Below are 22,050 nucleotides of genomic sequence, written 5' to 3'. Positions count from 1 at the left end.
TATAGCAGGTTCACTCTGGCTAATCACCTCCAAAGTGATTAAAATTTTTATACGCCAATCTTTGGTACATCTGGATATTCTGGTTGCGCGCATCTCAAAAGGCAATTATAACCTGTTTTAGGTTTGCATCCCGAAACAAAAAATTGTTTCTTCATATCGAAATAAACTTTATCACAATCACCAGTTTCAGTTTGTGCCGTAGTTGGTGTTACTGAAAATGATGCGATCCCAGCAAGTGCAATTGTCATAATTACAAAGAATTTCTTTTTCATTTTTTTTAAGTTTTAAGTTAAATAAAGATTAAGAGGCCTTTAATGTGCACAACTAAAAATACTCCTCCCTGAATTAAAAAGCAAATTAACTTAGGAAAAAAAATGCGAAAAATTAATAAATGAATAAACCACCCCATTCCTGAGGTGGTTTCTTCGTTTTCGACAGGAAAGATTATCCCAAAATCTTGGCTGCCAACCAATCTCCAACTTCAGAAGTCTTATAAGCTTTTCCGCCGTCAGCAATATCCTCTGTCACATAGCCTTCGGCAAGTGATTGATTAACCACATCACTGATCAGTTTCGATTCTTCTGCCAAATCAAACGCATAATCAAACATCATGGCTGCAGAAAGAACTGTTCCCAGCGGATTTGCAATGTCTTTCCCAGCTGCTTGCGGATAAGAGCCATGGATCGGTTCGAATAGCTTCACTTTTGATCCCAAAGAAGCGGATGGCATCAAACCCATGGAACCCGAGATTACAGAAGCTTCGTCGGTCAGGATGTCACCAAAGAGGTTTTCCGTGATTAAGACATCGTAAGCTTTTGGCCATTGGATCAGTCGCATCGCAACAGCATCGACGAATTCATATTCCACTTTGACATCCGGGTATTCAGGGGCTAATTCCTGCACAGTTTCTCTCCAAAGTCGGGAAGTGGCCATCACATTGGCTTTGTCCACGCAGGTCAACAGTTTTCTCCTTTTTTGCGCAGCTTCAAAACCCATTCGTGCTAAACGGACAATCTCGTCTTTGCTGTAAATATTGGTATCGAATGCTTTGGTTCCCTGCTCATTTCTGCCTCTAGGCTCTCCGAAATAAATCCCACCTGTCAATTCTCTAAAAAACACCAAATCCACTCCGTCCACACGATCGAGTTTCAATGGAGACTTATGAACCAAGGACGGGAAAGTAAAAGTCGGTCGGACGTTGGCGAAAAGACCTAATTTCTGCCGCATTCGAAGCAAACCTTGCTCAGGTCGAACTTTGGCTTTGGGGTCATTGTCATATTTTGGATCGCCAATCGCACCAAAAAGAACTGCATCAGAAGCAGCGCAAATCTCATGTGTAGCATCCGGATAAGGATCTCCTGTGGCGTCAATAGCGCATGCGCCAACGAGTCCTTCTTGAAAGCTTATTTTGTGACCGAATTTTTGCCCGATTGCATTGACTACTTTCACTGCCTGAGCGATTACTTCAGGGCCGATGCCGTCACCCGGCAACAGCGCGATATTCATTTCCATAGTTCGTGGATTCTTTTTCTGGGTTTGTATTAAATGATTCGACGATGTTCAACATTTTTTCGGTGGCCATCATCGCAGCCACAGTTTGATCAGGGTCAAGCCCTTTTGTTTTAAAGATTTTGCCATAATCCCAGGTAATCACCGTCTCCACAAAAGCGTCGGTTTTTCCTCCCGGAGGAATAGAGACATGGTAATCAATCAACTTGGGAAGTTCCTTTTTCAGAGATTTGTAAATCTTTCTTACAGCCTTCATAAAAGAGTCGTATTGACCGTCTCCAGTGGCTGTGGCATCGTAGGGTTTTCCATGAACATTCAGCCTAAGCTGAACAGATGGCTTTAATCCCTTGGAATGTGTCATGTGATACCCTTCGATGCTGATGTTTTTGGAGATCGAGTTGTTCTGCAACACATCAGAAATGATGTAAGGCAAATCTTCTGTTGTTACTCGTTCTTTTTTGTCTCCCAATTCAATAATTCGTTGAGTTACTCTTGTGAGTTCTTCTTTCTCTAGGGAAATCCCCAACTCTTCTAAATTCTTGAGAATATTGGCTTTGCCGGAGGTCTTCCCAAGTGCGTATTTCCGCTGTCTTCCAAATCGCTCTGGAAGTAAATCATTGAAATAAAGATTCTTCTTATTGTCTCCGTCAGCATGGATTCCTGCTGTTTGAGTAAAGACATTTTCACCTACAACGGGTTTGTTGGCGGGGATATGTTGACCTGAAAACTGCTCCACCAATTTGGAAACACGGAAGATTTTTTGCTCCTGAACGCCGATCTCGAAGTCTGTGAAATCTTTGATTACGGCGATTACAGATTCCAAAGGCGCATTTCCGGCACGCTCACCCAAGCCGTTGACAGTAGTATGAATTCCGGCTGCTCCGTGAAGAATACCTTCCATGACATTGGCCACAGACAGGTCGTAATCATTGTGTGCATGAAAATCAAAGTGTGTTTCGGGAAATTTCCCAACAATCAAGTCCATGAAATCCCGAACCTCATCTGGCGAAAGCAATCCCAATGTATCGGGAAGCATAATTCGCTTGACCGACTGCCTGGTCAGAAATTCAATCAAACTGAGCGTGTATTCCGGAGAATTACGCATGCCATTTGACCAGTCTTCCAAGTAGACATTGACGGTAATTCCTTTTTCCTGAGCATAGGAAATGCTTTTTCCAATCTCTGCAAAATGCTGTTCAGGTGTCTTTTTCAACTGATGAACCAAATGATTCAGTGAGCCTTTGGTGAGTAGATTTAAAACTTTTGCGCCAGCTTCAATAATCCAATTCACTGAAACAGGCGTATCGACAAAACCCAAAACCTCCACTCGATCGAGATAGCCTTTTTGAGCTGCCCAAGCGGTGATTTTTTGAACCCCCTCCAACTCGCCCTCTGATACCCGAGCCGAAGCAACTTCGATTCGATCTACTTTGAGCTCTTCCAGCAAAAGCTTAGCAATCTGGAGCTTTTCAGAAGGCAAAAAGGAAACTCCCGAGGTCTGTTCGCCATCCCTCAGCGTGGTATCCATGATTTCTATGCGTCTGCCCACAGAATCCTCCAAGAGTTTTGAACCCTTGGAAAATTGGACTGCATGATTTCCAGTTGCCTTCATTATTAAGCTTAATTTATTTGGATGCCGCAAAGGCATCTATTTCAGCAGACATACTTAGCAAATAGTCGATGTCATCGAAGCCATTTTGCATATTGTCTTTTTTGTATTCATTGATATCAAAAGACTCGAACTCCCCTGTGGAAAGTAAGGTGATCTGCTGTTTCGGCAGATTTACTTCAATTTCAGTCTTGGGATCTGCTTGGATTGCATTGAAAAGGGTATCTGCAAATTCCGCTGAAATAGTCACTGGAAGCACTCCGATATTCAGACAGTTATTTTTAAAGATATCTGCGAAAAAGCTGGAAACCACACAGCGAAATCCATAATCATAAATCGCCCAAACCGCATGCTCTCGGCTGGAACCAGAACCAAAATTCTTTCCAGCCACCAAAATTTTACCGGAATAGGTTGGATCATTTAGGACAAAGTCCTTTTTAGGATTGCCCTCGACATCATATCTCCAGTCACGGAAGAGATTATCACCAAAACCTTCACGCTCGGTTGCCTTCAGGAATCTTGCAGGGATGATTTGGTCGGTATCCACATTTTCCGTTGGCAAAGGAACTGCGGTGCCAGTGAGGATAGTAAATTTATCGTAAGCCATGTTTTTTCTAATGAAAGATTGGAAAATTGAAAGAACTTGTCCGTCGTGGCGGATTGGAAGATTAAGGAAACCCGAGTGGTGAAGAGAAATTGAAATAATTTCTCATTTACCCAGCAAGGGAAATTAATTCCTCTTCTGACTTCTGACTTTAAAATTCTTAATTGTGAAATACTTCCCGTGGATCGGTTATTCTGCCAGTAATAGCTACAGCTGCCACGGTCAATGGAGACGCAAGCATCGTTCTAGCTCCAGGACCTTGACGGCCTTCGAAGTTTCTGTTAGATGTTGAAACCGCATATTTTCCAGAAGGAATCTTGTCGTCATTCATCGCCAAACAAGCAGAGCAACCCGGTTGACGCAAAACAAAGCCTGCTTCTTCCAAGATTTTCACCAAACCCTCTTCATTCGCCATTTTCTCCACTTCTTTGGAACCAGGCACAATCCAAGCAGTGATGTTATCCGCTTTTTTATGCCCTTTCACAAACTGAGCTACCGAACGGATATCTTCGATCCGACCATTGGTGCAAGAGCCCACAAAAACATAATCGACCAGCTTTCCTTTCACAGGTTCGCCCGGAGCAAATCCCATATATTCCAAAGATTTCAGGTAAGAAGTCTTGTTTGACCCCTCCATTCCTTCTGTTGAGGGGATGTTTCCGATTACTTTAATTCCCATTCCAGGATTGGTTCCGTAGGTAATCATCGGCTCGATATCCGCTGCTTCAAAGACTAATTCTTTGTCAAAAACAGCACCTTCATCGGTTTTCAAAGTTTTCCAATAGGCTACTGCTTTATCCCACTCTGCACCTTTTGGGGCATATTGTTTTCCTTCCAAGTAATTGAAAGTCGTCTCATCCGGTGATATCAGTCCACCACGAGCCCCCATTTCAATAGACATATTGCAAATGGTCATTCGAGCTTCCATCGACAGGCTTGTGATAGCCGAACCCGCATATTCTACAAAGTAACCTGTAGCACCTGCAGCGGATATTTTTGAAATGATGTAAAGAATGATGTCTTTAGAAGTAACACCAGCACCTAGAGTTCCATTGACGGAGATCCTCATTTTCTTGGCTTTGGATTGCATTATACACTGCGTTGCCAAAACCATTTCTACTTCCGAAGTTCCGATTCCAAAAGCAATTGCTCCAAAAGCTCCATGAGTAGAGGTATGTGAATCTCCACAAACAATCGTCATCCCCGGTTGGGTGATTCCCAATTCTGGCCCAATCACGTGCACAATGCCGTGATGAGCTGACCCTAGATCATGAAGTTCTATTCCGTGTTTTGCGCAGTTTTCGCGTAGTCGCTCTACTTGCATTCGGGAAAGCTTGTCTTTTATCGTCTGATCCTGATCGACCGTTGGCACGTTGTGATCAGGAGTAGCAACGGTTCTGCTTGGATTTTTTACACCGACTCCACGTTTTTCCAAGTTGAGAAAAGCTACCGGAGAGGTGACTTCGTGGATAAAATGCTTATCGATGAAGAACACATCGGGACCGGCAGGCACGGATTTGACCACGTGCGCATCCCATATTTTATCGAATAAAGTTGTCTTTTCCATAATTATGCTATCGCATATTCTTTGACTGGTATTTTATTGAGTGCATCGACAAAAGCTTGTGCTGAGGCCAATACGATGTCTTCATTTGAGGCAAATCCGTAATAAGGTTTTTCAGATTTAATGACCCGCATATGAACTTTTGCCACATCGTTGGAGCCATGGGTCATGGCTTGAATTAGAAATTCTTCCAATTCTACTTGAGGCTGTACCATAGTTTCAATTGCTTTCAGTACAGCGTCCACAGGACCAACCCCTGTCTCAGAAGCTTCATGTTCTTCATTTCCGATTCTAAGTTTAACCGTTGCGGAGATTTGTCCATTTGATAAATAGCTTACTTTTCCAAGCTCGATAAAATTGGAATCCTCCATGTATTTACCTACCAATCCCAAGAGATCCTTGCGGCCGATATCTCTTTTGCTATCTGCCAAAATCAAGAATTCCTCGTACACTTCACGCAGTTCCTCGCCTTCCAATTCCACACCTAATGCGTCCAAATGATGTTTTAGCGCAGCTCTTCCTGACCTTGCAGTCAACACGATGGTAGATTCATCCACTCCAACTTCCTTAGGGTCGATGATTTCATAATTCTCTCTGTGCTTCAATACACCATCTTGGTGAATGCCGGAAGAATGTGCAAAAGCATTTCTGCCCACAATTGCCTTGTTTGGTTGAACTGGCATATTCATCAGCTTGGAAACCAATCGGCTTGTTTGATAAATTTTCTGAGTCACGATGTCTGTGTAAACAGGAATGGATTTATGGCATTTGATTGCCATGACCACTTCTTCCATAGAAGTATTTCCAGCACGCTCACCGATTCCGTTGATGGTTACCTCCACCTGACGAGCACCATGCTGGACACCTGCTACGGTATTTGCGGTAGCCATACCCAAATCATTATGACAATGCGTCGCTATGATCGCACGGTCAATATTTGGTACATTATTTTTCAAGTTGGCTATGATTGCCCCGTATTGTTCGGGCAGGCAATATCCGGTTGTATCAGGAATATTGACCACGGTAGCTCCGGCTTTAATTACTTCCTCGATGATTCTGCAAAGAAAATAAGGTTCAGAACGTCCGGCATCTTCAGCGTAGAATTCTACATCCTCAACAAATCGCTTGGCATATTTGACCGCTGCTACGCCACGGGCAATGATATCTTCCGGCGTAGATCGGAGTTTGAATTGGATGTGATAGGGCGAAACACCAATTCCAGTATGAATTCGGCCCCTTTTTGCGAATTTGAGTGATTGAGCTGCTACGTCAATATCTTTTTCAACCGCTCTGGAGAGCGCACAAATAATCGGGTTGTAAACTGCCTTGGAAATCTCCTGAACAGAATTGAAATCACCTGGGCTGGATATTGGAAATCCCGCCTCGATAATATCTACTCCTAAAGCTTCCAGAGCTTTTGCCACCACAATCTTCTCCTGGGTGTTCAACTGACACCCGGGTACTTGTTCCCCATCTCTCAGGGTCGTATCAAAAATCCACAGCTTGTCACTCATATTCTTAGGGGTTTGGGTTTTAATTATTTTCTGGTCTCAACTGACGGACCACCGCACCGGCCTGCCACATTTCCGACTCTCGCAATTCTTTCAATTCAGCTTCTAGCTTTTCTCTGTAATCAGCCTTGGAGTTGGAATCAATAGACTTTTGAGCTTCTTGTCCTGTCTTTACGGACTCATAAAGCTTTTCAAAAACCGGCTTTGTCGCATCACGGAAAGGCTTCCACCAATCCAAGGCGCCTCTTTGGGCTGTAGTCGAACAGTTGGCATACATCCAATCCATTCCGTTTTCTGCCACAAGCGGCATCAATGACTGGGTCAGTTCTTCTACAGTCTCGTTGAAAGCCTCGGAAGGAGTGTGACCATTGGATCTCAACACTTCGTATTGTGCTGCAAAAATCCCTTGGATTGCGCCCATCAAAGTCCCTCTTTCTCCAGTCAAATCAGAAGTTACTTCTCTGTAGAAATCAGTCTCGAAAAGGTAGCCTGATCCAACACCGATACCCAAAGCAATCACTCGGTCTTTCGCTTTGCCTGTACCATCTTGGAAAATTGCGTAGGAAGAGTTTAGGCCTCGACCTTCCACAAACATTCTTCTTAAAGATGTACCGGAGCCTTTGGGTGCTACCAAAATCACGTCTACATCCGAAGGTGGAATGATGCCTGTTTTTTCTTTATAAGTTATTCCAAACCCGTGAGAGAAATAAAGTGCTTTACCCGGCGTCAAATGTTTTTTAACAGTAGGCCAAAGGGCGATTTGTCCCGCATCAGAAAGTAAAAACTGAAGAATTGTTCCTTTTTCACAGGCTTCCTCCAAATCAAAAAGTGTAACACCGGGAACCCAACCGTCAGATACGGCTTTATCCCAAGTCTTGGAGCCTTTTCGCTGCCCAACAATCACGTTGAATCCATTGTCCTTCAGATTTAATGCCTGACCCGGACCCTGGACTCCGTAACCCAATACTGCGATAACTTCGTTTTTGAGGACTTCTCTGGCTTTTTCCAAAGGAAATTCGTCCCTCGTTACTACATTTTCTTCAACTGTGCCGAATTTTAATTTCATCGTCTTAAATTTTGATTTAGAGGTTTGATTATGCTTGGGTTGAAATTTTATTTGATAAAGGATTCAATCGTAAGCATTCGCTTCGCCACGGCCACACGACCGGATCGGGCAAACTCCAACAATCCATATCCTTTGAGTATTTCCAATAATTCCTGAGTTTGCTCCTTGTGACCTGTGAGTTCGAGGACCACAAAATCCGGCTCAGCAGCAATGATTTTTGCATTATGCTGACGAATCACCTTTTCCAAGCCTCCATCAAGTCTGGAGACAGGGATTTTGTAAAGCGCAATTTCCTGATACACTACACCCTCATCTTCATGATAAAAGGCCTTGATCACATCGATGATTTTCTCGATCTGATTAACCAGTTGAATAACCGTATCCTCATTTACCGTCACTTCGATGGTTACTCGATGGATTCCTGGAATTCGGCTTTCGGAGGCGGTCAAGGCATCAATATTGATCCCGCGTCGGGTGAAAATGATGGTGATTCGATTGAGAATTCCGATGAAATTCTCTGTAATGACGAAAATGGTATATCTCTTCATAGGTTTGAATTAGCTCAATCTTACCTCTTCTACCGAGCAACCGGTAGCTATCATTGGGAATACGTTGTCTTCTTTCTCGACCACTACCTCAAGGAAGAAAGGTCCATCGTGGATCAACATATCCTCAATGGCTTCCTTCAAATCAGTCCTTTCTGTTACTTTTTGAGCCCTGATATTGTAGGCATCAGCTATTTTGGTAAAATCCGGATTGTCAAGCTCTGTGAAGGAATAACGTCTGTCAAAAAACATCTGCTGCCATTGACGGACCATTCCAAGGAAGTTGTTATTCAACAGGACAATTTTCACAGGAGCTTTCGTCTGCATGATGGTACCCAATTCCTGAATAGTCATCTGAATTCCACCATCCCCAACAACACAAATCACTTGTCTCGAATAGTCGTGTAATTGAGCTCCCAACGCTGCAGGAAGGGCAAAGCCCATCGTGCCTAATCCACCGGAGGTCACTTGTGTCCTTGTTTTCTTATAGTTGAAATATCGCCAAGCAATCATTTGATGCTGACCGACGTCTGTTACCAGTATTGCATCATCTGCTTTGTATTGATTGATCTGATGGATCACTTCACCCATGGTTAGCCCCACTTTGGATGGCATAAGGTCATGCTGCTTTACTGCCTCAGTTTCCTGGCGTTCCAGCTCTCGGAATTTTTCCATCCAAGCATCATGCTTTTTGGATTGAATAGCTTCATTGAGCATGGAAAGGCTTTCTTTGCAGTCGCCCATGACAGCTACCTCCACCTTCACGTTTTTATTAACTTCAGCAGCGTCAAGTTCCAAATGAATGACTTTTGCCTGCTTTGCGTAACGCTTTAAATCGCCGGTGACACGATCGTCAAATCGCATCCCTACCGCAACCAACACATCACACTTATTAGTCAAAAGATTTGGTGCATAATTCCCATGCATACCAAGCTTACCGACATAGTTTGGATGGTCTTCAGATAAAGCTCCCGAACCCAAAAGTGTAGATGCTGCCGGTATGCCCGATTTATCCAGGAAGAACTTCAGCTCTGCTTCCGCCTTCCCCAATACTACTCCCTGACCAAAAAGCAGATAAGGTCTTTCCGCAGAATTGATCAGTTCAGCAGCTTGTTTGATCTGAGAAACTTCAATCGGAGTATGCGTCTTATAAGATCTGAACCCAAGGCAAGGGGTATAATTCCACTCTCCAAAATCAACCTGAGCATTTTTAGTAATATCGATCAAAACCGGACCTGGTCTACCGGAACGGGCGATGTAAAACCCTTTTGCGATAGCAGGAGCAATATCTTCTACTCGTCTTACCTGAATATTCCACTTGGTACCAGGCATAGAAATGCCGACCACATCAGTTTCTTGAAAGGCATCCGTTCCAAGCAAATGTGCTGCAACCTGACCGGTAATACATACCAATGGCGTGCTGTCGATCTGTGCATCCGCAAGTCCTGTTATTAAATTAGTGGCACCAGGACCAGAAGTAGCGATGCAGACTCCAACTTTGCCAGAGACTCGCGCATAGCCCTGCGCTGCGTGAATTGCTCCCTGCTCATGACGGGTCAGTACGTGTTTGACCTGATCATGATAATCATACAAGGCATCATATACCGGCATAATTGCCCCGCCTGGATAGCCAAAAATGATATTGGCATTTTCGGCTATAATTGACCTCACTACAATGTCTGCTCCTCTGATCATCGAATCCTTCATAGAATTAGAATTTATCGGTAACGCATCCTTCAGATGCGGTTGACACAAGTTTATTGTATTTTTTCAGCGTCCCCTGAAGGCCTTCGATGGATTTCGGGGACCAGGTTTTTCTACGTTCAGCAAACAATTCATCGCTTACTTGCACGCTAAGAAGTTGATTATCTGTATCTATGGTGATCAAATCATCGTCATGAAGTAATCCAATAGGACCACCACACCAAGCCTCCGGCGTCACGTGACCTACGACAAACCCATGAGTTCCTCCTGAAAATCGACCATCAGTGATCAATGCCACATCAGATCCAAGTCCTGCCCCGATAATCATAGAGGTAGGCTTTAGCATTTCCGGCATTCCGGGAGCGCCCTTAGGACCGACATTACGAATTACAACTACATCTCCTGCCTTAACCTGATGATCACGGATTGCATTATTCGCATCCAATTCTGAGTCAAAAACCCTCGCCGGTCCTGTAAATAATCGCCCTTCTTTTCCGGTAATTTTAGCAACCGCTCCTTCTGGAGCAAGATTTCCCGATAGGATACATAAGTGTCCAGTTTCTTTTATTGGTGATTCGATCGGGTGAATCACATTGACAGAAGAGGGTATGATCTGCTGAATATTTTCCAGATTTTCTGCCAATGTCTTTCCGGTCACGGTCATACAATCACCGTGTAAGTACCCCTTTTCGAGGAAGTATTTCATGAAAGCCGGTAATCCACCTTGCTCGTGTAGGTCCTCCATAAGAAATTTTCCGGAGGGCTTGAAATCTCCGATCATTGGAGTCTTAGCATTAAGCTCTTTGAAGTCCTGAAGTGAAAAGTCAACTCTAGCTGTTCGTGCAATTGCCAAAATATGCAGGACAGCATTTGTACTTCCTCCGAGTGCAATAGCTACACGTACTGCATTCTCAATGCTTTTCCGAGTGATGATATCGCTCGGTTTGATGTCTTTTTCCAATAGTATCCGCATGTACTTATTGACCTCGCGGCACTCTCGAAGTTTTTCTGGTGAATTAGCTGGAAAGGAGGCGGAATATGGCAAGGACATTCCCATCGCCTCAATTGCTGAAGACATCGTATTGGCGGTGTACATTCCCCCACAGGCGCCTGCACCAGGGCAGGCATTTCTAATCACCCCATCATAATCTTCTTCTGAGATTGATCCTTGTATTTTCTTGCCAAAGGCCTCAAAGGCAGATACAATGTTGAGTTTCTCTCCCTTGTACAGTCCTGATGCTATTGTTCCCCCATAGACCATGATAGCGGGCCGGTTGATGCGTAACATCCCCATTACAGCTCCCGGCATATTTTTATCGCATCCGGCGACGGCAATGCAGGAGTCAAAGGAATGTCCGAGGATGAATGATTCGATTGAGTCAGCGATGATTTCTCTTGAAACTAAGGAATAGCGCATTCCTAAGGTGCCCATGGAAGTTCCGTCAGAAATTCCGATGGTATTAAAAACCAAACCGGTCAGATCATATTCCTGGGAGGAGTTTTTGATCAGACCGGCGAAGTCATTCAGGTGCATATTGCAGGGATTACTTTCATAGCCGCAACTGGCTATCCCCACAAATGGCTGTTTCATTTTTTTATCGCTCAAACCAGTGGCGTACAACATGGCTTTACCCGCCGGATGCTCGTCGTTGTCGCTGATTTCCCAACTGTATTTCTTAAGGTTGTTCGGGGTCATAGGTATGAAAAATAAAAAAGTGTCCCATTTGAGTGAGACACTTTAGATTATTTATGCTGATTTATAATAGTCTAGTGCCTCACTTCGATAATCCGATGAGAATAATAAAGCTTAGCAAGAAGACTGATAGGTTCATAGGGTGGCTTGAGATTTTATGCTTCGTGAATGAATCACACGACAATATTAAAACTCATTCACCAGACTTACAATATTTAATTCTTTACAAATCGTTTTTGACAGACTTTAATAATAGAGTTAAATATTTTTTTACAAATTTTATTCTTCTTTTCAGGAAAATACGAAATCAATTTTCCAAAATAGTATCCAAATAACTGCCACTCAAAATTTTGTATCGATTTCAAGAAATTTCAAAATAACTGAAAAATTATTCTCTTTTATTTAAGAAAAAAAATGATAAGCTATCAAAAACCTAATAAAAGGTGAAAACATTAAGGATTTATCAAAGATGTAAAAGGAATTCTCCATCAATGAAATTCACTTATTTTTGTCAAAACCCCGTCAACAAATGATCAGCTTTCCAAACGCCAAAATAAACTTAGGTCTTCATATTACCGGTAAGCGAAAAGACGGGTACCATGACATCGAAACTTGTATGGTTCCGATACCCCTACACGATGCATTGGAAATGATCCTTGACAAAAAGCCTACTTGCAATTCTTCAGGCCTGGAAATTCCGGGTGATCCAACCGATAATTTGATTTTGAAGGCTGAAAAACTGTTAAGGAAAGACTTTCCAAATTTGCCAACTTTAAATATTCACCTGCATAAAAACATTCCAATGGGTGCAGGTTTAGGTGGTGGATCGGCTGATGGAGCTTTTGCGCTTAAGTTGATGAATAATTTGTTTGATCTGCATTTGGATGATTTCTTCTTGGAAGAATATGCTGCTCAACTCGGAAGTGACTGCCCATTTTTTATCGAAAACACACCTAAAATTGCCAGAGGAAGAGGTGAGATTTTAGAACCAATTGATATTTCGCTCAAAGGAAACTACATCCTCTTAATCAATCCTCGAATCCATATCGGCACCAAAGAAGCCTATGCAGGAGTAACACCGGCCACTCCCAAAATTAAGCTTGAGGAAATTTTAGCAGATCGAAACCGCTGGAAAACAGAGCTTGTCAATGACTTCGAGCTCAGCATTTTCAAAAACCATCCAGAAATTGCAGCTATAAAAGAAAAGCTTTACCAAGCTGGTGCTTTCTACGCAGCGATGTCGGGTTCTGGATCGAGTGTGTTTGGATTATTTGCCAAGCAACCTTCAGAATTGGAGTTTTCAGATCGCTATTTCAGGTTTGAAAGTTTTTTATAAAAAACCAGATTCAAACTGGATACAAACTGTAAATGTTTTTATATTTACATTTCATAAATATAAATTACAATGGCGACCTTCACTAGTACACTACCCGACGACCTACTGCAGCGACTCGCTGACTATGCCAAGAAGCTTTCTCTTCCCAAAAATAAATTGATGGAGAATGCGCTGAATCTCTATCTGGATCACCTCAAGAGGGCCGAATACGCCAAATCTTACAGACAAGCAGCGCAGGATGAGGACATTCTTCTGGTAGCAGAAGAAGGAATGGGTGACTACTTGAAGCAGATCGAAGATGAGGCAGGGTGAAATTTGGATGTCAGATCTGAATCCTGTAATTGGCTCTGAGCAAGCAGGCAGAAGACCTGTGGTAATTCTGAGCGGTAATCTGATGAATAAATTTCTGCAAGTAGTGATCACCGCTCCACTCACTTCCAAAATCAAAAACTATCAGGGAAATCCGATTTTGAAACCTTCGTCTTTGAATGGACTGAAATTGGAGTCTGAACTGATGGTTTTTCATATCCGATCTATCTCCAAAGATCGATTAATAGAAAAAATCGGAGAAATCACAAAAGAAGAATTACTAACAGCGCTCGCCACACTTAACGATATTACTACGCTTTAACGGTTCTCAACCAAGTGTTCTTACGGCTTTTCTTCTCTTATTCCAAAAATTCAAGACAGGATAAATCAGGACCGAAAGGAGTATAATCAGCGTTCCGATGTAAAATTGGGTAGTCATTTTTTCACTTTCCCCCAAAATCATAACTGCAAGTAAAATCCCATAAACAGGCTCCAGATTCATAGTTAAGTTTATTGAAAAAACAGGAAGTCTTTTCATTAATTCAACCGTAACAGAAAAAGGGTAAACGGTACAAACCAATCCTAAAATTAAAAGCCATAGCCAATCCCAACCCGTCCACATCCATTGAATTGAATTTGCCTGAGTCATTAGTCCTGTATAAAATGGCAACATCATCAGGGCAAAAAGGCAAGCAGCAAGCATTTCGTAAAATGTAATTTGGTAGGGAGAATGCCTTTGAGAGAGTCTCCCATTCAAGACCGAAAACAAAGCCGCTAAAAATGCTGAAACCAAGGCCACCGAGAGCCCCAACCAATATCCTGATTCAAACTGAAAAATCACTAACAGTCCGGAAATCACTATAAATCCCAAAACAACTTCATACCATTTTACTTTGGTCCGATTCACTAATGGCTCGATAAAAGCTGTCCAAAGTGAGGTGGTAGCCATTCCGGCTAAGCAGACGGAAGCAGTGGATAATCGGGCAGACCAGAAAAAGGTGATCCAGTGAAGTGAAATCAAAATTCCGACTCCCATTATTTTTAATATTTGAGAGGGGGGTACTACAAGAGACTCCTTTTTGAAGTAAATCAGTCCTGCCACCCCAATAGAGGCAATGAGCGTTCGATAAAACACCAACTCCAGTGAGGGCAAACTAATCAGCAAACCCAAAATGGCTGTAAAACCCCAAATCAAAACAATGAAATGGAGTATTAAATAATCTTTTACAGTACGTTGAAGCAACATCTATCTCGGCACTGTTTTATATAGCACAAGACCTGTCACCGCAAAGACAATATTAGGTAGCCAAACCGAAAAAATTGGATATTGAGAACCAGCTTCGGCAAAAGTTCTGGACAGTATAAAAAGCAGGATGTAGACAAAAGCCAATAAAAACCCCATCGCAATCTGAAACCCGGAGCCCCCTCTTGTCTTTCTGGCAGACATAATCACTCCTATGAAAGTCAAAATCAAAGCCGCAAAAGGAGACATAAATCGGACATACCGCTCGATCCGGTAAAAGCTCACGTTATCTGCACCACGATCTTCCAAAATCTTTATCTGACGGCTCAATTCCGGGAGTTTAAGGGTTTCATGATGATTTTCGGGCAAATTAAAATCCGCCGGTGAAATCGAGAGTATTGTATCCAATTTTTCCCCAGAGGTATATCCTTCACCTCGGTCCTCGAGTTTTCTCAGTCTCCAATTGATTAACGTCCAGACATTTTTTGCGGTATCCCACTCAATCCGATCCGAGGAAAGCTTTGATAATAGCTGTCCGTCATTTATTTCTTCTAAAGTAAAGTAGTATCCAGTATTACTCGTTTTGTAAAAACGGTTAAAATAAGCATAGGCCTCTGGACCAACTTTGATGTGAATATCCGTGTCTGTGGATGCGCTACCCTTGTCCAAATAGGCAATTCTAAACTTAGTAACTCCTCCTGTTGCTAAAGGTAAAACCCATCCATTGAGAAGAAAACTTATCGCTCCGATCATTGAAGCTGCAAACAGGAAAGGTCTTAGCAATCTCACAAAACTAACTCCTGAACTAAGAATCGCGATGATTTCAGTTCTTCCTGCCATTTTGGAGGTGATGAAAATGACCGCAATAAATACTGTAATAGGTGTCAGGAGATTATTGAGATACAGGCCATAATTCCCCATGTATTTCAAAATATCTTTGGCAGGAACGGAATTGCGGATGTAGGTATCATTCTTTTCCGTGAAGTCCAAAACCAAAACTACAAGGATCAGCATGACCACTACGAAAAAGTAGGTCTTCAAAAATTCCTTGATGATCAGTTTGTCTAGAATCTTCATTTCAAAGTCGTGTGCTCACTTTTTTCACCATCTGATCCTTCCAAACGGCAAAATCCCCAGCTTGGATATGTTCTCTTGCTTGACCCACCAACCAAAGGTAAAAAGCCAAATTATGAATACTTGCAATTTGCGCTGCAAGAATTTCCTTAGAAACAGTCAGGTGTCGAAGATAAGCTTTGGAATAAAAAGTACTCGCATAATTTCCTATCGCAGGATCAATCGAGCTAAAATCATCCTTCCATTTTTCATTTCGGATGTTGATAATTCCTTCCGAGGTGAAAAGCATACCATTTCGGGCATTTCTTGTAGGCATCACACAGTCAAACATATCAACACCCAAAGCGATACATTCCAAAATATTCGCCGGAGTACCCACTCCCATCAGATAGCGTGGCTTATCCGAGGGTAAAATATCCGTCACCAATTCGGTCATTTCATACATCATTTCGGCAGGTTCTCCCACCGAAAGTCCTCCAATCGCATTGCCTTCTCTTCCTTGTGCAGCGATGAATTCCGCACTTTGCTTGCGCAAATCCTTGTAAACCGAACCCTGAACAATAGGAAAAAACGTCTGGCTGTAGCCATATTTTCCTTCCGTTGAATCGAATCGGTCAATGCAACGCGTCAACCATCTATGGGTCATTTCTATAGAATTCCTCGCATAGCCATATTCGCAAGGAAAAGGTGTGCATTCGTCAAAAGCCATGATGATGTCAGCTCCGATTGTACGCTGGATATCCATTACATTTTCCGGAGTAAACTCATGCTTGGACCCATCGATATGAGATTTGAAGGTCACGCCAGCTTCTTTGATTTTTCGGGTTCCGGAAAGTGAAAAAACCTGATAACCACCACTATCAGTTAAAATGGGTCGATCCCAGCCGTTGAATTTATGAAGCCCTCCGGCTTTCTCGAGAATGTCAAGTCCGGGTCTTAAATATAGGTGATAGGTGTTTCCAAGAATGATCTGAGCCCTGACATCTTCTTTAAGTTCGCGCTGATGAACTGCCTTGACAGTAGCTGCAGTTCCGACAGGCATAAAAATAGGGGTTTGTATTTCCCCATGTTCAGTAAAAAGTGTCCCTGTTCGTGCTTTTGTGTGTAAATCTTTTTTTTCTAAAGTAAACTTCATATCGTACTTTCTGAGGCTGTAGCACTGAGCTACAATCTATCCGGATTAGCACGCAAAAATATCCACTATTTCTTAAATGAGTTGCTGAAATTGATTTTATATTTGCCCAGCAAAATTGACCTATGGGCCTATTTTTACTCTGGTTTTTCTTTGGCATCGGCGTTATCATACAGGTAGTTTATCTTCTTGTGATTTTCGGACGAACTGCCTTGTTTAAATCATTCACAAAGTCTGCAAAAAACCAAAACCCTGAGGAGGGTGTGACAGTCCTTGTGGCTGCTCACAATGAATTTCAAAACCTCAAGGTCCTCATTCCCAAACTTTTCGAGCAGGATTATCCAAAATTTGATGTGATGATTGTCAATGATCGCAGCACCGATCGGACGAAAAGATTGCTGGAAGAGATGATGGCCATCTACCCGAAACTTAGGTCCGTCACGATTAAATACACACCTAAACATGTGACTGCAAAAAAATTTGCACTCACCCTTGGTATCAAAGTAGCAAAAAATGACGTCATACTACTGACAGACGCTGACTGCATGCCAACTAGCAACCAATGGATTCGAAAAATGACTGCGCCGGTGCGAGAAAATGACAAAACTTTCTCCATTGGCTTCTCAGGTTATGCCATCAAATCCACCATGCTCAATAAATGGATTCAGTTTGAGACCATTTTGACAGCACTATTTTACTTTTCTTTTGGATTGTGGAAAGCGCCATTCATGGGAGTGGGTAGAAATCTCTGCTACCGTAAAAGTTTCTTCATGGATATAAAGGCCTTCAAGGGAATCTGGCATTTGGAAGGTGGCGATGATGACCTTTTTGTCAATCAATATGCCACTGGGAAGAACTCCACAATTGTGATCGATCCAGAGGCCAATACAACTTCGATTCCTAAAGAAACTTGGAAAGAATACCTGATTCAGAAAAAAAGACACCTGCATGCCGGAAAATATTACAGAGCCGAAGACAAGCGAAAAATTGGATTATTCTCTTTTTCTCATGCATTATTTTGGATTGGAGCATTAGGACTGTTAATTTATTTTGGATTAGGGCAACATTTGGAACAATTTTTAATCGTTTTGGGTATTGTTTTAGTACGATCTGCAATGGTGGTGTGGATTTTCAAATCTGCCTCCAAAAAAATTCAGGGTTCCACGACTCCTATGAATATCCTTGTTAACGACATTTCGTATCTGGGATATTTCTGGGTTTTGGGATCAGTTTCTTACCAAGCAAAAGACATCCAATGGAAATAAACGAACGCGGTTTTTCAAACAAAGCACTCGAAGATTTCGATCTGATCGATCGTGCCGTCCAAGGTAAAGACCAGCAAGCCTACGCTACTTTGATGAAGCGGTATAAAAAGGCCGTTTATTTTATGATCCTAAAGATGATCCGAGATGCAGATGATGCTGAGGATTTGACAATGGAAGCTTTTGCCAAGGCGTTCCGAAATTTGGAGCGTTTTAAAAAAGATTACACATTCAGCACCTGGTTGTTTCGAATTGCTACTAACAATACCATTGACTTCATTCGAAAGAAAAAGCTCAAAACCATGAGTCTTAATAATACTCTTTCGGATGATAGCGGAAATGCAGTAACTATCGATATCGAAGACGATGACAACAATCCACAGGATGTCTATATCCGCACGCAGCGAATCGAGATGGTTCGGATCTTTGTAGATAAACTTCCCGCCAAATACCGAAAGTTGGTGCAGCTTCGATATTTCGATGAGCTATCCTATGAGGAGATTGCCCAAGAACTGGAGAAGCCCCTTGGAACTGTCAAAGCTCAACTTCATAGATCGCGTGAATTGCTTTTTGAAATCGCTTCAGGAAAAGAAAAACATATCTGATGAACTCTGGTACCGAGCTTATCCTTTCCTATTTTCCAAATCTAAGCGAAAACCAAATCGCACAATTCGAGAAGCTTCAGGAGCTCTATGAAGATTGGAATTCCAAAATCAACGTGATCAGTCGCAAAGACATGGACAAATTTTACGTCCATCATGTCTTGCATTCCTTGGGTATTGCCAAAGTGATGGCATTTCAGCCCGGAACAAAAGTCCTAGACATCGGCACAGGAGGAGGATTTCCAGGAGTTCCTTTAGCCATACTTTTCCCTGATACTCATTTTCATTTGGTTGATTCCATCGGGAAAAAAATAAGCGTGGTGAAAGATGTCGCCAAGCAATTGAAGCTAACTAATGTAGAGGCACAGCAAGCCCGGGCTGAAGAGTTGGTTCGCAAATATGATTTTGTAATCAGCCGCGCAGTAACTCAGATGGTCAATTTTTATCCTTGGGTGAAGGGAAAGATCAAAAAAGAGGACTTCAACGAATTCCAAAACGGCATCCTCTATCTGAAAGGTGGAGATGTGGATGAAGAAATGGAGGCACTTGACAAATCGTATGTCGTCTACCATCTAGAAGATTACTTCAAAGAGGAATTTTTTCAGACCAAAAAGGTGGTCTACATGCCTTGGGAGGATAAAAGGTAATGAAGTGTATTTTTGAAGGTGCAGTGTTTTGTATTTTTTGTACCTTCTAAAATACATTTTTAATTATTTCATGTACCTTTGAAGATACAATGGATGACTTTCTCAAAAGATATCAGTCTCTTCTTTCCAATGTCCAACTTGGATTCGAGCGAAACCTTTCTTCCAAAATCAATTGGGATGCTAGGGCTATTGGACAAAAAGGAGCACGAGGAACAGGGAAGTCTACACTCATGCTTCAGCAAATCAAAAAGCTGGAAGACTTTTCAAAATCCGTATATATTTCACTGGATGACCTATATTTCAAAAACAACACTGTACTAGAAACTGCTGAACAACTTTATCGAGACGGAATCCGATATCTTTACTTGGATGAAGTTCACAAATACCAAGATTGGCAACGGGAAATAAAAAATCTGTATGACTTCTACCCTGATCTGAAGTTGATCATTTCAGGATCTTCTATTCTTGAACTTCAAAAATCGAGTGTTGACCTGAGTCGAAGGGTCTTGTTTTATGAATTGACAAGTCTTTCCTTTCGAGAATTCTTAGAACTGAAATACCACGTCATAATTCCAAGTTTTACCCTTGAAGAATTGCAATCCAATCACATTTCGATTGCTCAAAGTATCAAGGAAAAGCTAGACTCGCCACTTATTTACTTTCGAGAATTCTTGGAACATGGTGCTTATCCCTACTTTATGGAAGGGATTGCAGATTTCAGCTATCGACTTCAGCAAGTGGTAAATGTGGTTATCGATTATGATTTACCTGAGGCTAAAGACATCTCCGTAAGCACCCAAGGCAAACTGAAGAAGCTACTTTTTATACTCTCCGAATCTGTTCCATTCACTCCGAACATATCAAAACTAGCCACTCAACTCGGAACAACTCGGCCAATTCTAACTGAAATGTTGCACTTACTGGAAGAAGCGCGCCTAGTTCGAAATCTACGATCCGCAACAAAAGGCACTTCTTTACTTAATAAACCCGAAAAAATCTACCTTTCCAATACCAGTTTGATCCATAGTTTTTCAGAAAAAGGAAGAAATCAAGGGAATCTCAGAGAGACTTTTGCAATTGATCAACTCCAAAATGCAGGCTATTCAGTCACTTTTCCGAAACAGGGAGATTTTCTAGTGAATGAAACTCAATTATTAGAAATCGGAGGAGCGGGAAAAGGTGCTTCCCAGGTTTCGGATTTTGAGAACCATCTGATTTTCTCCGACGACTTGGAAATCGGCTGGGGAAGAAAGCTACCGCTGTTTTTGCTTGGTTTTTTATATTAAAAATAAGATTGAGGCTTGTACAATTTCAAAATGAAAGCTGTACAATTTCAAAATAACCTTTGTACAATTTCAAAGTATAAGCTGTACAATTTCAAAATAAAACTTGTACAAATTCAAAATTAACCTTGTACAAATTCAAAATAGGTTGTTCCTTTGTAGCAAATGAATGTAATCAATAGGCACATTTACAAGGCTATACGGGAATATCAAGACAAATACCCGATTCTAGCTCTGACTGGACCAAGGCAGTCAGGGAAGACAACCTTGTTGAAAAAACTTTTTCCTGATTACCGCTACGTCAGTTTAGAAAATCCGGATGCCCGTGATTTTGCGCTGAAAGACCCTAATGGATTTTTGGCTGAATACAATGACCAAATGATCTTTGATGAAGTCCAACAGGCCCCGGCAATTTTCTCCTACCTCCAAACTTTGGTAGACAGCCGACCTGATCGGATGGGAGGATTTATTCTTTCCGGCTCTCAAAATTTCCACTTGATGGAGCGAATCACACAAAGTCTCGCGGGAAGAGTAGCGCTGTTCAAGTTGTTTCCACTGGATATTCAGGAACTGAAGGATGCGAATTTGCTTGCTGAAGATCCTTTTGATCAACTTCTTCACGGTTTCTATCCTGCGCTCTATGACCGGAAGATCTCTCCGGGAGTTTTCTATTCTAACTACGTGCAGACCTATGTGAATCGTGATGTGACGGAACTCATGACTGTGAAGGATTTGAGGCAATTTCAAAACTTCCTGAGTCTCTGCGCTGCACGCGCAGGTCAACTCTTGAATCTGAGCGCTTTGGCCAATGAAACCGGAATCAGTCAACCCACAGCAAAGTCCTGGCTTTCCGCACTTGAGTCGAGCTACATCACGTTTCAACTCTATCCTTATCACAAGAATTTCAGCAAGCGAGTGGTCAAAACTCCCAAGCTCTATTTCTATGACACGGGACTATTGGCCTTTCTCCTAAAAATCAAAAACAGAGAAACCTTGCTAACCCATCCTGTCAAAGGCGCTTTGTTTGAAAACATGATCATTGCCGAATTTCACAAGCAAATGCATCATGGGTACCAAAATCAAAGTCCTTGGTTTTGGAGAGACAACCATGGCGATGAAGTGGACTTGCTGTTGGATCAGGGTCTAAGCTTGGACATCTTTGAAATCAAAGCCAGTGAAACGATCCTCACTGAAAACTTCAAAGGCTTAACAAAATTTGAGCAGATATCTGATATTCCATTGAATACGAAAGGCTTGATCAATACAGGGGATCTAAATCAAAAACGATCACACGGACATGTGATTTCCTGGAGGGATTTTCCTAAATTTTAGGTTAAATTCTCTGCCTGAAGAGATT

Annotated in this window: 21 protein-coding genes; 8 read left to right on the top strand and 13 right to left on the bottom strand. The window is 42.1% G+C overall.

Annotation, left to right across the window (positions count from 1 at the left end; genetic code table 11):
- Positions 1-47: 47 nt before the first annotated feature.
- The 10 genes from ACK4HU_RS18370 to ilvD form a co-directional block, all read right to left on the bottom strand.
- Entirely contained in the window at positions 48-272 is a 225-nt protein-coding gene (locus ACK4HU_RS18370; protein WP_409809181.1) for a hypothetical protein, read from the bottom strand.
- 172 nt (positions 273-444) lie between these two features.
- Entirely contained in the window at positions 445-1,512 is a 1,068-nt protein-coding gene (gene leuB / locus ACK4HU_RS18365; protein WP_409809180.1) for a 3-isopropylmalate dehydrogenase, read from the bottom strand.
- A complete protein-coding gene (locus tag ACK4HU_RS18360; protein WP_409809211.1) occupies positions 1,481-3,037 on the bottom strand; it encodes an alpha-isopropylmalate synthase regulatory domain-containing protein in 1,557 nt (518 codons plus the stop codon). The genes leuB and ACK4HU_RS18360 overlap by 32 nt, the downstream gene beginning before the upstream one ends.
- A gap of 97 nt (positions 3,038-3,134) precedes the next feature.
- Positions 3,135-3,725, bottom strand: a complete 591-nt coding sequence (leuD, locus tag ACK4HU_RS18355; RefSeq protein ID WP_409809179.1) for a 3-isopropylmalate dehydratase small subunit — start codon at positions 3,723-3,725, stop codon at positions 3,135-3,137.
- 157 nt (positions 3,726-3,882) lie between these two features.
- Positions 3,883-5,289, bottom strand: a complete 1,407-nt coding sequence (gene leuC, locus ACK4HU_RS18350; protein ID WP_409809178.1) for a 3-isopropylmalate dehydratase large subunit — start codon at positions 5,287-5,289, stop codon at positions 3,883-3,885.
- 2 nt (positions 5,290-5,291) lie between these two features.
- A complete protein-coding gene (locus ACK4HU_RS18345) occupies positions 5,292-6,800 on the bottom strand; it encodes a 2-isopropylmalate synthase (protein WP_409809177.1) in 1,509 nt (502 codons plus the stop codon).
- Positions 6,801-6,819: 19 nt separating this feature from the next.
- The gene (gene ilvC / locus ACK4HU_RS18340; protein ID WP_409809176.1) at positions 6,820-7,863 is read right to left on the bottom strand and encodes a ketol-acid reductoisomerase; all 1,044 of its coding nucleotides are present in this window, start codon (positions 7,861-7,863) and stop codon (positions 6,820-6,822) included.
- Between the two features lie 47 nt (positions 7,864-7,910).
- Positions 7,911-8,411 (bottom strand): acetolactate synthase small subunit, encoded by a 501-nt coding sequence (gene ilvN / locus ACK4HU_RS18335; RefSeq protein WP_111671699.1) that lies wholly within the window; start codon positions 8,409-8,411, stop codon positions 7,911-7,913.
- Positions 8,412-8,420: 9 nt separating this feature from the next.
- On the bottom strand, positions 8,421-10,115 hold the full coding sequence (gene ilvB / locus ACK4HU_RS18330; protein WP_409809175.1) for a biosynthetic-type acetolactate synthase large subunit: 1,695 nt from the start codon (positions 10,113-10,115) through the stop codon (positions 8,421-8,423).
- Positions 10,116-10,119: 4 nt separating this feature from the next.
- Positions 10,120-11,808, bottom strand: coding sequence for a dihydroxy-acid dehydratase (ilvD, locus tag ACK4HU_RS18325; RefSeq protein ID WP_409809174.1), 1,689 nt, complete (start codon positions 11,806-11,808; stop codon positions 10,120-10,122).
- Positions 11,809-12,334: 526 nt separating this feature from the next.
- On the opposite strand from ilvD, the gene ispE reads away from it, so the two are divergent.
- From ispE to ACK4HU_RS18310, 3 genes are all read left to right on the top strand, one after another.
- Positions 12,335-13,141, top strand: a complete 807-nt coding sequence (gene ispE / locus ACK4HU_RS18320; RefSeq protein ID WP_409809173.1) for a 4-(cytidine 5'-diphospho)-2-C-methyl-D-erythritol kinase — start codon at positions 12,335-12,337, stop codon at positions 13,139-13,141.
- Between the two features lie 69 nt (positions 13,142-13,210).
- Positions 13,211-13,453, top strand: coding sequence for a ribbon-helix-helix domain-containing protein (locus tag ACK4HU_RS18315; RefSeq protein ID WP_409809172.1), 243 nt, complete (start codon positions 13,211-13,213; stop codon positions 13,451-13,453).
- Between the two features lie 7 nt (positions 13,454-13,460).
- Entirely contained in the window at positions 13,461-13,772 is a 312-nt protein-coding gene (locus tag ACK4HU_RS18310) for a type II toxin-antitoxin system PemK/MazF family toxin (protein WP_409809171.1), read from the top strand.
- A 6-nt stretch (positions 13,773-13,778) separates the two neighbouring features.
- Here ACK4HU_RS18310 and ACK4HU_RS18305 read toward each other — a convergent pair whose 3' ends face one another.
- Genes ACK4HU_RS18305 through tgt form a run of 3 tightly spaced genes read right to left on the bottom strand, consistent with a single transcriptional unit; the run spans position 13,779 to position 16,902 of the window.
- The gene (locus ACK4HU_RS18305; protein ID WP_409809170.1) at positions 13,779-14,696 is read right to left on the bottom strand and encodes a DMT family transporter; all 918 of its coding nucleotides are present in this window, start codon (positions 14,694-14,696) and stop codon (positions 13,779-13,781) included.
- Positions 14,697-15,770, bottom strand: coding sequence for an LptF/LptG family permease (locus ACK4HU_RS18300; RefSeq protein ID WP_409809169.1), 1,074 nt, complete (start codon positions 15,768-15,770; stop codon positions 14,697-14,699).
- 1 nt (position 15,771) lies between these two features.
- Positions 15,772-16,902, bottom strand: coding sequence for a tRNA guanosine(34) transglycosylase Tgt (gene tgt / locus ACK4HU_RS18295; RefSeq protein WP_409809168.1), 1,131 nt, complete (start codon positions 16,900-16,902; stop codon positions 15,772-15,774).
- 122 nt (positions 16,903-17,024) lie between these two features.
- Between tgt and ACK4HU_RS18290 the strand changes: the two genes are divergently transcribed.
- From ACK4HU_RS18290 to ACK4HU_RS18270, 5 genes are all read left to right on the top strand, one after another.
- Complete coding sequence (locus ACK4HU_RS18290) at positions 17,025-18,164, top strand: glycosyltransferase (protein WP_409809167.1); 1,140 nt, start codon at positions 17,025-17,027, stop codon at positions 18,162-18,164.
- A complete protein-coding gene (locus tag ACK4HU_RS18285) occupies positions 18,155-18,766 on the top strand; it encodes an RNA polymerase sigma factor (RefSeq protein ID WP_409809166.1) in 612 nt (203 codons plus the stop codon). The genes ACK4HU_RS18290 and ACK4HU_RS18285 overlap by 10 nt, the downstream gene beginning before the upstream one ends.
- The gene (rsmG, locus tag ACK4HU_RS18280; protein WP_409809165.1) at positions 18,766-19,410 is read left to right on the top strand and encodes a 16S rRNA (guanine(527)-N(7))-methyltransferase RsmG; all 645 of its coding nucleotides are present in this window, start codon (positions 18,766-18,768) and stop codon (positions 19,408-19,410) included. Before ACK4HU_RS18285 ends, rsmG begins: the two co-directional genes overlap by 1 nt.
- 89 nt (positions 19,411-19,499) lie before the next feature.
- Positions 19,500-20,696: an ATP-binding protein gene (locus tag ACK4HU_RS18275; RefSeq protein ID WP_409809164.1), complete on the top strand. Its 1,197-nt coding sequence runs from the start codon at positions 19,500-19,502 to the stop codon at positions 20,694-20,696.
- 162 nt (positions 20,697-20,858) lie between these two features.
- Complete coding sequence (locus tag ACK4HU_RS18270; protein ID WP_409809163.1) at positions 20,859-22,025, top strand: ATP-binding protein; 1,167 nt, start codon at positions 20,859-20,861, stop codon at positions 22,023-22,025.
- Positions 22,026-22,050: the final 25 nt, after the last annotated feature.

This window comes from Algoriphagus sp. (assembly GCF_046296635.1).
GTDB lineage: Bacteria > Bacteroidota > Bacteroidia > Cytophagales > Cyclobacteriaceae > Algoriphagus.
This window is presented reverse-complemented; position numbering and strand designations above follow the sequence as displayed.

Excerpts from the sequence above, each read along its gene's own strand:
- rsmG (WP_409809165.1), top strand. The coding sequence starts at position 18,766 with ATGAACTCTGGTACCGAGCTTATCCTTTCCTATTTTCCAAATCTAAGC.
- ACK4HU_RS18290 (WP_409809167.1), top strand. The coding sequence starts at position 17,025 with ATGGGCCTATTTTTACTCTGGTTTTTCTTTGGCATCGGCGTTATCATA.
- ACK4HU_RS18310 (WP_409809171.1), top strand. The coding sequence starts at position 13,461 with ATGTCAGATCTGAATCCTGTAATTGGCTCTGAGCAAGCAGGCAGAAGA.
- ACK4HU_RS18270 (WP_409809163.1), top strand. The coding sequence starts at position 20,859 with ATGAATGTAATCAATAGGCACATTTACAAGGCTATACGGGAATATCAA.
- tgt (WP_409809168.1), bottom strand. The coding sequence starts at position 16,902 with ATGAAGTTTACTTTAGAAAAAAAAGATTTACACACAAAAGCACGAACA.
- ACK4HU_RS18305 (WP_409809170.1), bottom strand. The coding sequence starts at position 14,696 with ATGTTGCTTCAACGTACTGTAAAAGATTATTTAATACTCCATTTCATT.
- ACK4HU_RS18300 (WP_409809169.1), bottom strand. The coding sequence starts at position 15,770 with ATGAAGATTCTAGACAAACTGATCATCAAGGAATTTTTGAAGACCTAC.
- leuD (WP_409809179.1), bottom strand. The coding sequence starts at position 3,725 with ATGGCTTACGATAAATTTACTATCCTCACTGGCACCGCAGTTCCTTTG.
- ilvC (WP_409809176.1), bottom strand. The coding sequence starts at position 7,863 with ATGAAATTAAAATTCGGCACAGTTGAAGAAAATGTAGTAACGAGGGAC.
- ilvD (WP_409809174.1), bottom strand. The coding sequence starts at position 11,808 with ATGACCCCGAACAACCTTAAGAAATACAGTTGGGAAATCAGCGACAAC.
- leuC (WP_409809178.1), bottom strand. The coding sequence starts at position 5,289 with ATGGAAAAGACAACTTTATTCGATAAAATATGGGATGCGCACGTGGTC.
- ACK4HU_RS18345 (WP_409809177.1), bottom strand. The coding sequence starts at position 6,800 with ATGAGTGACAAGCTGTGGATTTTTGATACGACCCTGAGAGATGGGGAA.
- ACK4HU_RS18315 (WP_409809172.1), top strand. The coding sequence starts at position 13,211 with ATGGCGACCTTCACTAGTACACTACCCGACGACCTACTGCAGCGACTC.
- ilvN (WP_111671699.1), bottom strand. The coding sequence starts at position 8,411 with ATGAAGAGATATACCATTTTCGTCATTACAGAGAATTTCATCGGAATT.
- leuB (WP_409809180.1), bottom strand. The coding sequence starts at position 1,512 with ATGGAAATGAATATCGCGCTGTTGCCGGGTGACGGCATCGGCCCTGAA.
- ACK4HU_RS18275 (WP_409809164.1), top strand. The coding sequence starts at position 19,500 with ATGGATGACTTTCTCAAAAGATATCAGTCTCTTCTTTCCAATGTCCAA.
- ACK4HU_RS18285 (WP_409809166.1), top strand. The coding sequence starts at position 18,155 with ATGGAAATAAACGAACGCGGTTTTTCAAACAAAGCACTCGAAGATTTC.
- ACK4HU_RS18360 (WP_409809211.1), bottom strand. The coding sequence starts at position 3,037 with ATGGATACCACGCTGAGGGATGGCGAACAGACCTCGGGAGTTTCCTTT.
- ilvB (WP_409809175.1), bottom strand. The coding sequence starts at position 10,115 with ATGAAGGATTCGATGATCAGAGGAGCAGACATTGTAGTGAGGTCAATT.
- ispE (WP_409809173.1), top strand. The coding sequence starts at position 12,335 with ATGATCAGCTTTCCAAACGCCAAAATAAACTTAGGTCTTCATATTACC.
- ACK4HU_RS18370 (WP_409809181.1), bottom strand. The coding sequence starts at position 272 with ATGAAAAAGAAATTCTTTGTAATTATGACAATTGCACTTGCTGGGATC.